Origin of the sequence: Streptomyces sp. MS191, from assembly GCF_008042125.1 — a bacterium.
Classification (GTDB): domain Bacteria; phylum Actinomycetota; class Actinomycetes; order Streptomycetales; family Streptomycetaceae; genus Streptomyces.
On the sequence record NZ_RDBI01000032.1, the window covers coordinates 53485 to 62493 of the forward strand.

The window sequence follows — 9009 nt, forward strand, 5'->3', positions numbered from 1 at the left end:
GCCACACCCCCACCGCCACCGCCACTCCCGTGGCCAGATCCTGTGATGTAGTGGCCTGACAGCCAATACCGCTTCGCATCGGACTGCCGGATCGTTGACCACGTCGCGCCGGGAGTCACCCGGTACGAGAACCACAGAGATCGAACGGAAACGAGGCGGACAGCATGCGCGCGGTGGTCGTGGAGCAGTGGGGCGGACCCGAGACCCTGGTCGAGCGGGAGATCGAGCGCCCGGTGCCGGGCCTGAACGAGGTGCTGGTCCGGGTCCACGCGGCCGGCGTGAACCCGGTCGACTGGAAGACCCGCGCCAGCGGCGCCCTCATCGAGTGGGGCGCGGCCCCGGTGGTCGGCTGGGACGTCTCCGGCACGGTCGAGGCCGTCGGCCCCGGTGTCGGTGTCTTCCGGCCGGGCGACGAGGTCTTCGGCATGCCGCTCTTCCCCCGGCAGGCCGGTGCCTACGCCGAGTACGTCGTGGCCCCCGCCCGGCACCTCGCACCCAAGCCCGCCTCCCTGAGCCACGTCGAGGCCGCGGCGCTGCCGCTGGCCGCGCTGACCGCGTGGCAGGCCCTCGTCGACACGGCCGAGGTCTGGCCGGGCGAGCGCGTCCTGGTGCACGCCGCGGCCGGCGGCGTCGGTCACCTCGCGGTCCAGATCGCGAAGGCCCGCGGTGCCCATGTCATCGGCACGGCCAGCGCGGCCAAGCACGATCTGGTCCGCTCGCTCGGCGCCGACGAGGTCGTCGACTACCGCGACGTCCGTTTCGAGGACGTCGTCTCCGACGTCGACGTCGTCCTCGACGGGCTCGGCGGCGAGACCGCCGAGCGTTCACTGAAGGTCCTGCGCGCGGGCGGCCGCCTCGTCACCCTCCCCGGCCCCGACGACGTCCCCGCCACACCGGAAGGCATCCACGCCCAGTGGATGCTGGTCGAGCCCGACCACCTGGGCCTGCGCGAGATCGCCGCCCTCGTCGAGGGCGGCCGACTCAAGCCCGTGGTCGACACCGTCCTGCCGCTGTCCGAAGCGGCGAAGGCCCACAGCGTCGGCGAGCAGGGCCGCACCACCGGCAAGATCGTCCTCACGGTCGCCTGACCCGGCGCTCACGAGGCTGCACGGCCGTAGCGGCAGGCCGAGGATCGAGCGGACTCCTCGGCCGCCGGCCGGTGCGCACGCCGGCGACGGAACGAGCGGGCCACGACCCGCCCCACCGCTCCGGGCATCCCCCGCATCCCACGCGTCCCCCGCATCGGCGTGTGGGGCGGCGGCCCGGAGCCGTCATTACGCCGGGAACGGGACCGCCCACGGTTCCTCCTCCAGGAGGAGGCCGTTGGCGAGGTAGCCGATGGTCCGGTACCAGCCGGCCAGGACGAGGAACTCCAGGATCTGCGGGTCCTCGTAGTGGGCACGCAGGGCGTCCCAGGCCGGCGGCGAGAGGTGGGCGGTGTCGTGGAGTTCGTCGACGGCGGCGAGCAGGGCCGCATGGCGCGGCGACCAGGCGACGTCCGCAGCGGGAGTGACGGTGGCCCGGAGCCGTTCCGGGTCCAGCCCGGCCTGCGGAGCGAGCGTCGCGGCGTGGACGCCCCATTCGTAGGCGCAGCCGGCCCGTGCGGTGACCCGGGCGATGACGATCTCGCGGTCGATGCCGGGCAGGAGGCCGTGACCGAGCAGCCCGGCGCCCAGGGCGAACATCCGTGAGGCCAGTTCGGGGTTGCGGTGCAGGACCCGGAACAGGGCGAGCGGTTCGTGCGGGACGCCCGGAGGCATCCAGCGGCGAAGCGCCCGGTCGACCGGCTCGGAGTAGGGAGGGTGGATCGGTTCGATGCGTGGCACGCCCGTACCTCCTGCTTCGATTTTCGCACCACTATGATGCTTCGAAACTCAAAGCACAAGGAGTGGGCATGGAAGGCAGAGCTCCTCGACCGGGTGTCCCGGTACGGGGGTCCGCGTCGGGGCGCCCGGTCATGGCGGCGCTCGACCTCCTCGGGCGACGCTGGACGCTGCGCATCCTGTGGGAGCTTCGTCAGGACCCGGCGGGATTCCGGGAGTTGCAGCGTCGCTGCGCGCGCATGTCCTCCAGCGTGCTGAGCACCCGCCTCGACGAACTGACCGGCGCCGGTCTGGTCATCCCGGACGGCGACACCTACCGGCTGACCCGGCTCGGCGCGGAACTGGTCGAGGCGCTCAGCCCCCTCGACGCGTGGAGCAGGCGCTGGGCGGCGGAGACGGGCACCCCGCCGGAGGCGCGGGCCGCGGACGACGCGTAGCGTCGGCCCCGGGGCGGCCCGACCTCGAGGACGGTGAGCGCCCGACCCTGAGGACGGTGAGCGCCCGACTCCCCCGTCCGAACCGCTCACCCGTCGGCCCTCGACCGGCGCGTGGCGGCGCGCGGCCCGAGGCCGCTCGCGCGGGACGACCCGCGCCGGGTGCCCGGCGGACGAGTCGTCAATTCGGGTCAACCACGGGCGCGGTCGATCGCGTCACCCCCTTCCGCCCGCGAACTCGGCCTACATTCTCCGGACATATCACCTCGATCCGTTCGAGGCGGGCAGGTCCGAAGGGGTCTTATGAGTGCAGTCGACACCACCCGCGCGGTACCGCCGGGCGTGCGGCGACGACGGAGCGAGCGGCGGCCGGACGGGACGATACGGGGCGGCCTGTTGCCCGCACCGCCGTCCGACGCCGAGAAGTACGGCTACGTCCCGCGCCGGCTGTGGTGGTTGACCCTCGGCTCGCTCGTGAGCGTCGGCTGCCTGGCCGTGAGCCAGTACCGGCTGATCGTCTCCACGCCGGCGCTGTGGGCGTTCGCCCCGTTCCTGGTGCTCACCGCCCTCTACTACCTGATCTCGCTGTACACCAACCTGTTCAGCCGCGACTTCGACCTGTCGTCGCACCGCGCGCTCGTCGACGGCTGGCGTCCCGCCGCCCCTCCCACCGTCGACGTCCTCCTCCCGGTGTGCGGCGAACCGATCGAGCTGCTGCACAACACCTGGACCCACGTGCGGGCGCTCGCCGACCACTACCCGGGCGTCTGCCTCCCGCTCGTGCTCGACGACTCGGCCGACCCGGCGCTCCGCGCCATGGCGGCCGACTTCGGTTTCGGGTACGCCGCCCGCGCCGATCGCGGCTGGTTCAAGAAGGCGGGCAACCTCCGCTTCGGCTGCGACCGGACCGACGGCACGTACATCCTCGTCCTCGACGCCGACTTCGCGCCCCGCGCCGACCTGCTGCACGAACTCCTCCCCCACCTGGAGTCGGACGGTCGGCTCGCCATCGTCCAGTCCCCGCAGTACTTCCGGGTCCTCGACGCGCAGAACTGGATCGAGCGCGGCGCCGGCGCCGTCCAGGAGCTGTTCTACCGGGCCGTCCAGGTGTCCCGTCAGAGCAACGACGGGGCGATCTGCGTGGGCAGTTGCGCGGTCTACCGGCGCGCCGCCCTGGAGGAGAACGGCGGTACCACCCTCATCGAGCACTCGGAGGACGTGCACACCGGCTTCGACCTCCGGCGCCTCGGCTGGGACCTGCGGTACGTGCCGATCGCCCTGTCGGCAGGCGTGTGCCCCGACAGCGCCCAGGCGTTCTTCAACCAGCAGTACCGCTGGTGCGCCGGCTCGATGAGCCTGCTCGGCAGCGCCAAGTTCCGCCGGACCCGGCTTCGTGCCACCAGCCGGCTCTGCTACCTGTCGGGCTTCTTCTACTACGTCCACACCGCCCTGTTCACCTTCGTGGCGCCCCTGGTCCCGCTGCTCCTGCTGCTGGCGTTCCCCGGGAAGGCCGACGTGGACAACCTGTGGCTGGTCCTGCCGAGCGTCCTCTACACCACGATCGTGTTCCCCTCGTGGCATCGGGTCCCCTACCGCCTGGAGGCGTGGGCGGTGCGCATGATGTACGGCTGGGCCCACGTGTTCGCGATCTGGGACGCCCTGCGCGGGCGGCGCATGGGCTGGCAGGCGACCGGATCCTCCGCGGCGCGACGGAGCGGGGCCACCCGGCACCGGGCCGCGGTGTGGCTGTGGGGCGGCGGCACCGCGGTGGCGTGGGTGGCCGCCGCGTTCTGGCGCATGCTCACCCGCGACCCCGTCGACTTCGCCCTCCTGCTGTGCTCCGGACTCTTCTACGCGTCGATCGTGGCGAGGGTCCTGCTGCTCCCCCGCGCGAAAGGAGCCCGCTGATGCGTGCGACCCGTTCTTCGGCCGCTCCGCTCTCCTCCCTCGTCGCCCTGGTGGGCCTCGTCGCCCTCGTCCTCGGCCTCGGCGCCGCGCTGACCGGGTGCTCGCAGGGGTCCGCCGGGCGGCCCGCAGCCGGTGCGCCGGCCGCCGGAGGCGTCCCGTACGACGTGCGCCCGTTGCTGCGGCCGGAGAAGAAGTACCTCGGGGTCTCCCGGCCCGGCGCGCCCCATTCCATGGAGCCGGTACGGGACTGGACCCGGCTGGTCGGCAAGGAACCGAACCTGATCGCCTACTACGCCGCCTGGGGCGACGGCTTCGACGCCTCGGGCACCCGCAACGCCTGGAACGCGGGGGCGCTGACCGTCGTCTCCTGGGAGCCGCAGAACACCACCCTCTCCCGGATCGCCGACGGATCCACCGACGACTACCTCCGCGGGTTCGCGAAGGAGGTCCGCAACCTCAACCTCCCGATCGGGATCAGCTTCGCCGACGAGATGAACGGCGACTGGGAGAAGTGGGGTACCCGCGGGACGACACCGAAGGAGTACGTCCGGGCCTGGCGTCACGTCCACGACGTCTTCCAGGACGTCGGTGCCACGAACGTCATCTGGGTGTGGTCGCCGAACATCATCGAGCCGGACACCCAGCAGGACCTGAGCCGCTACTACCCGGGCGACGGGTACGTCGACTGGGTCGGCCTGGTCGGCTACTTCACCCGGTGGGATCCGCACACCTTCGACGGCCTCTTCGGATCGACCCTGGCGGAGATCCAGCGGTTCAGCCGCAAACCCCGGCTCCTGCTGGAGACGGGTGCCATGCCGGGACTGCACCGCAGGAACGACGTACGCGCCCTCTTCGAAGGCGTCACCGCCGCCCCGGACATCGTCGGCTTCGCCTGGTTCGACCGCAAGGCGCGCGCCGACTGGCGGCTGGCCGTGAGCGCCGACGGGGTCGCCGAGTTCCGTCGTCTCGCCGCGAACGACCTCTACGGCTTCGACGTACGGAGAACGCGATGACACCCGCGGAACCCACGCTCCGGACCGCCGCCCCGCTGCCGGCCCAGCAGGGCGACCAGCGGGCCCCCGTCTACCCCCTGACCGAGACCCCCGAGTCCGCCTGGAGCCATACCGGCGGCAGGCGGCGCACCTGGGTCAGCCGGGCGGTCCTGCTGGCCGTCCTGGCCCTTCAGGCGGCACTGTCCCTCCGGCTGTCCAACACGGCGTTCCAGGACGAGGCGCTGTACCTGACGGCCGGTCACGCCGAGCTCGACCACCTGCTGCACGGCGCTCCCGCGCCGCGTCACTACGCCGGCTACTTCTCGGGCTCGCCGCAGTTGTACCCCGTGCTCGCCGCCCTCGTGGACACCCGGTTCGGGCTCCACGGCGCGCGGCTGCTGAGCCTGTGCTTCATGCTCGGCGCCACCGGACTGCTCTACTCGTTCACACGGCGGCTGTTCAACGAACGGACGGGGCTCGCCGCCGCGGCCCTGTTCGCCGTGCTCCAGTCGACCGTGGTCATGGGGTACTTCGCCACCTACGACGCGCCCGCCGTGTTCCTGCTGGCCCTGGCCGCCTGGATCGTCGTACGCACGGCCCGGGCCCCCGCACCGGCCGTGCTCCTCGCCGCGCCGGTCATGGTCCTCGCCGTGGGCGTGAAGTACGCCGCCGGCCTGTACCTGCCGACCCTGGTGGCTCTGGCACTGCTCACGGCGTGGCCGGGCCGGGGCGCGAAGGCGCTCCTGCGTCCGCTGCTGCTCGTGGCGGCCACGGGTGTTCTGGTGGCGCTCGGCATCCTCGGCACGGACCTGCTGGCCGGCGTGCAGCAGACCACCACCGACCGCGCCCACGGCACCGACGCGGCCGCGCTCCTGCTCGGGCGGTCCGCCGAGTGGGGCGGTCCGATGTTCCTGACGGCGGTCGGCGGCGCGGTCTCGTACGCCCGGCACGGCCGTCTGCACGAGTCGCCGACCGCATGGCGCCTCGGCGGACCCGGTCGCCGGCGGCGGGCCCTCCTGGGCCTGCTGCTGTGCGGGACGGCGCTGCTCGCCCCCGCGTACCAGGTGCACCTCGGCACCGTGGTGTCGCTGTTCAAACACGTCGGCTTCGGTCTCCTGTTCGCCGCCCCGATGGCCGGGATCGGCCTGACCAGGCTGGTCGGCGCGCATTTCCGCCACCCGCAGCTCGGTATCGCGCTGTGGACGGCCACCGTGTGCCTCGGCATCTCGCAGGCCGACGGGCGGTTCGCCAACTGGCCAAACTCCACCGGGATGGTCCGGACGATCGCCTCGGAGGTGAACGACCATGGCCTCTACCTGAGTTCGACCCCCGAGGTGCCCGTGTACTACCTGCGCGACAGGACGTCGCACGACCGGTGGCGAAGCGTCTTCGGCATGGACTACACGAACCCGAGCGGCCACTGGTTCACCGGGGACGACGCCTACCGGGCGGCCGTGCGCGACGGCGCCTTCGACGTGGTGGTGCTCGACGGGTTCACCAACCAGCGGGTGGACCGCGTCATCACCGCATCGATGCGCGACAACCCGCACTACCGGCTGCTCGCGCACCTGGGGGCCGCCGCCCCGGGCGAGGACCGGGGGCATCATCGCTACCGGATCTGGGTCAAGCACTGACGGCGGGGTGCGGCCCTTCGTCCGGGGTCGGCGACGCGGGCGGAACGGGTCGCCTCAGCAGCCCGGAGGGGCCGCCTGACGTGCGACGACGGCCGTGACGGATAATCGCCGACGCACCACAGGAACGGGGGGACGTCCATGAGTTCGGCAGGTCACGGTGGCGACGGCATGGCCCCGCCGGAGCGGTTCGAGTGGTTCCGTGACGCGGTGGCGGACCACGTGATGCCGGTGAGCCTCAGCACCGACCGCGTACAGGACTTCCACGCGGAGGTCAGCGCCCTGGACCTCGGTCCGGTGCAGCTCTCGGCCATCACCTACTCGCCGGTCCTGTCGCGCCGGACGCCGGCGCACGTACGGCAGGGCGACCCGGAGCAGTACCAGCTGGCCCTGGTGACCGGCGGCGCCTTCCGGATCGACCAGCGGGACAACCAGGCGGTCATCAGCGGGGATCTGGTCCTGACGGACACCTCGCGGCCGAGCGAGGGGTGGAGCGGGGACGAGCGCGCGACGGCGCTCATCCTGCAGATCCCCCGCGCGGTCCTGCCGCTCCGGCGCGACCGGGTGGACCGGATGGTGGCGCGGCGCATCCGGGCCGACCAGGGAACGGGAGCGATCCTCGGCGACTTCCTGGGCAGCGTGCACGCCCGGGGCCCGCACTGCGAACCCGCGGAGCTGGCCGGGCTGGGATCCGTCGCCCTCGACCTCGCGACGGCCTGCCTCGCCCGGCAGCTCGGCTGTCCCGACACGGCGCCGGCCGAGGCCCGCGCGCAGGAGATGTACCGGCGCGTCACCCGCTTCATCGACAACAACCTCGGCGACCCGGACCTGACGCCGCGGGCGGTCGCCGAGCGGCACAACATATCCCTGCGCACGCTCCACTCCCTCTTCAGCGACCATCCCCTCAGCGTCGCGGCCCGCATCCGCCAGGGGCGGCTGGAGCGCGCGTACGCCGACCTCGGACGCCGCGAGTTCGCCGGCGAGCCCGTGCAGACGATCGCGGCCCGCTGGGGCTTCTCCAGTGCGACGTCGTTCAGCAGGGCCTTCCGCGAGCACTACGGCACCACTCCCACCGAGCGTCGCGCGGCCGGCACCCGCCCGTCCGGGATTGCACGCGATGTCGAGAAGTCCCGCACTCCCCGCACAGAGACGCCCGGTTCGACGATCTAGGTTCGAAGCTCGGGGAGGAACGCCGCAGCAGGGGAGCGGCGTTCCCCTCACCCCGCACGGGAACGGGCCCCGTGGGCCGCCGCCGGGACCCGCCCGCGCCCCGGCCCCGAGCCGACCGCGACGGCGAACCGCCGGGACCCGACCGGCACACGCCGAAGAATCGCCGAAGAATCGCCGAGCGAACGGCGATGAGTCTCCCCATGGACGACGGTCTCAGATCATGGTGGTGCCCGAAGCCGAGGGTGCACCACCCGACCTGCCGCACGAACGGGCAGGCCGGGGACGGACAGACGAACACGGAAGACCGAGGATCCCGCGATGCGCACTCTGATCACCACCGCTTTCATCTCGCTCGACGGCGTCGTGGAGGCCCCGGGCGGCGAGCCCGGCTACCGGAACTCCGGATGGACCTTCAAGCACGTCGAGTTCCTCCCCGAGGCCTTCGAGATCAAGGGCCGGGAACAGCAGGAGGCGGCGGCCATGCTCATGGGCCGTGTCAGCTACGAGGCCTTCAGCCCCGTGTGGCCCGACATGGCGGACTTCGCCGACTACAAGGTGATGCCGAAGTACGTCGTCTCCACCACCCTCACCGAGGACGACCTGGTGTCGAACTGGGGCGAGACGACCATCCTGCGCTCGCTCGACGACGTCGCCGCGCTGAAGGAGACCGAGGGCGGCCCGATCATCGTCCACGGCAGCGCGTCCCTCAACCAGGCGCTCTCCGACGCCGGCCTGATCGACCGTTACCACCTGCTCGTCTTCCCGCTCCTGCTCGGCGCCGGCAAGCGGCTCTTCAGCGCCACGGACAAGGACGCCCAGAAGCTGAAGCTGGTCGAGCACGAGGTGTACGCCAACGGCCTGCAGAAGAACGTCTTCGACGTGGTCCGCTGACCCCGCGTCCCGGGCCGTGCCGCCGGCGCGCGGGGGACGAGTCCGCCGGCGGTCGGGAAATCCCGTCCGCCGCCGGACGCCCGGCGCACGGCGCACGGCGCACAGACGGGCGTCGGCGCTCGGGCGGGGGCGTGCGGCCGGCCGGGGGCGGGCGCACGCC

8 protein-coding genes are annotated in these 9009 nt (G+C 72.5%); 7 read left to right on the forward strand and 1 reads right to left on the reverse strand.

The window, feature by feature from the left end; genetic code table 11:
• Nucleotides 1-164: 164 nt before the first annotated feature.
• Nucleotides 165-1088, forward strand: a complete 924-nt coding sequence (locus EAO71_RS04050) for an NADP-dependent oxidoreductase (RefSeq protein ID WP_147976386.1) — start codon at nt 165-167, stop codon at nt 1086-1088.
• A gap of 186 nt (nt 1089-1274) precedes the next feature.
• On the opposite strand, the gene EAO71_RS04055 is transcribed toward EAO71_RS04050, so the two are convergent.
• Nucleotides 1275-1826: a carboxymuconolactone decarboxylase family protein gene (locus tag EAO71_RS04055; protein ID WP_147976387.1), complete on the reverse strand. Its 552-nt coding sequence runs from the start codon at nt 1824-1826 to the stop codon at nt 1275-1277.
• A 68-nt stretch (nt 1827-1894) separates the two neighbouring features.
• Here EAO71_RS04055 and EAO71_RS04060 point away from each other — a divergent pair, with 68 nt between their 5' ends.
• The 6 genes from EAO71_RS04060 (at nt 1895) to EAO71_RS04085 (ending at nt 8849) form a co-directional block, all read left to right on the forward strand.
• Nucleotides 1895-2260 carry a winged helix-turn-helix transcriptional regulator gene (locus EAO71_RS04060; RefSeq protein ID WP_147976388.1) on the forward strand — a complete coding sequence of 122 codons (366 nt, stop codon included), beginning with the start codon at nt 1895-1897 and terminating at the stop codon, nt 2258-2260.
• A gap of 300 nt (nt 2261-2560) precedes the next feature.
• Nucleotides 2561-4165 (forward strand): glycosyltransferase family 2 protein, encoded by a 1605-nt coding sequence (locus EAO71_RS04065; protein WP_147976389.1) that lies wholly within the window; start codon nt 2561-2563, stop codon nt 4163-4165.
• A complete protein-coding gene (locus EAO71_RS04070) occupies nt 4165-5178 on the forward strand; it encodes a glycoside hydrolase family 26 protein (protein WP_147976390.1) in 1014 nt (337 codons plus the stop codon). The genes EAO71_RS04065 and EAO71_RS04070 overlap by 1 nt, the downstream gene beginning before the upstream one ends.
• Nucleotides 5175-6791 carry an ArnT family glycosyltransferase gene (locus EAO71_RS04075; RefSeq protein ID WP_147976391.1) on the forward strand — a complete coding sequence of 539 codons (1617 nt, stop codon included), beginning with the start codon at nt 5175-5177 and terminating at the stop codon, nt 6789-6791. The genes EAO71_RS04070 and EAO71_RS04075 overlap by 4 nt, the downstream gene beginning before the upstream one ends.
• 138 nt (nt 6792-6929) lie before the next feature.
• Nucleotides 6930-7958, forward strand: coding sequence for an AraC-like ligand-binding domain-containing protein (locus tag EAO71_RS04080; protein WP_187282554.1), 1029 nt, complete (start codon nt 6930-6932; stop codon nt 7956-7958).
• A gap of 318 nt (nt 7959-8276) precedes the next feature.
• The gene (locus EAO71_RS04085; RefSeq protein ID WP_147976392.1) at nt 8277-8849 is read left to right on the forward strand and encodes a dihydrofolate reductase family protein; all 573 of its coding nucleotides are present in this window, start codon (nt 8277-8279) and stop codon (nt 8847-8849) included.
• Nucleotides 8850-9009 lie beyond the last annotated feature (160 nt).

Coding starts and splice junctions, on each gene's coding strand:
- EAO71_RS04050 (WP_147976386.1), top strand. CDS start 165: ATGCGCGCGGTGGTCGTGGAGCAGTGGGGCGGACCCGAGACCCTGGTC.
- EAO71_RS04060 (WP_147976388.1), top strand. CDS start 1,895: ATGGAAGGCAGAGCTCCTCGACCGGGTGTCCCGGTACGGGGGTCCGCG.
- EAO71_RS04065 (WP_147976389.1), top strand. CDS start 2,561: ATGAGTGCAGTCGACACCACCCGCGCGGTACCGCCGGGCGTGCGGCGA.
- EAO71_RS04070 (WP_147976390.1), top strand. CDS start 4,165: ATGCGTGCGACCCGTTCTTCGGCCGCTCCGCTCTCCTCCCTCGTCGCC.
- EAO71_RS04075 (WP_147976391.1), top strand. CDS start 5,175: ATGACACCCGCGGAACCCACGCTCCGGACCGCCGCCCCGCTGCCGGCC.
- EAO71_RS04080 (WP_187282554.1), top strand. CDS start 6,930: ATGAGTTCGGCAGGTCACGGTGGCGACGGCATGGCCCCGCCGGAGCGG.
- EAO71_RS04085 (WP_147976392.1), top strand. CDS start 8,277: ATGCGCACTCTGATCACCACCGCTTTCATCTCGCTCGACGGCGTCGTG.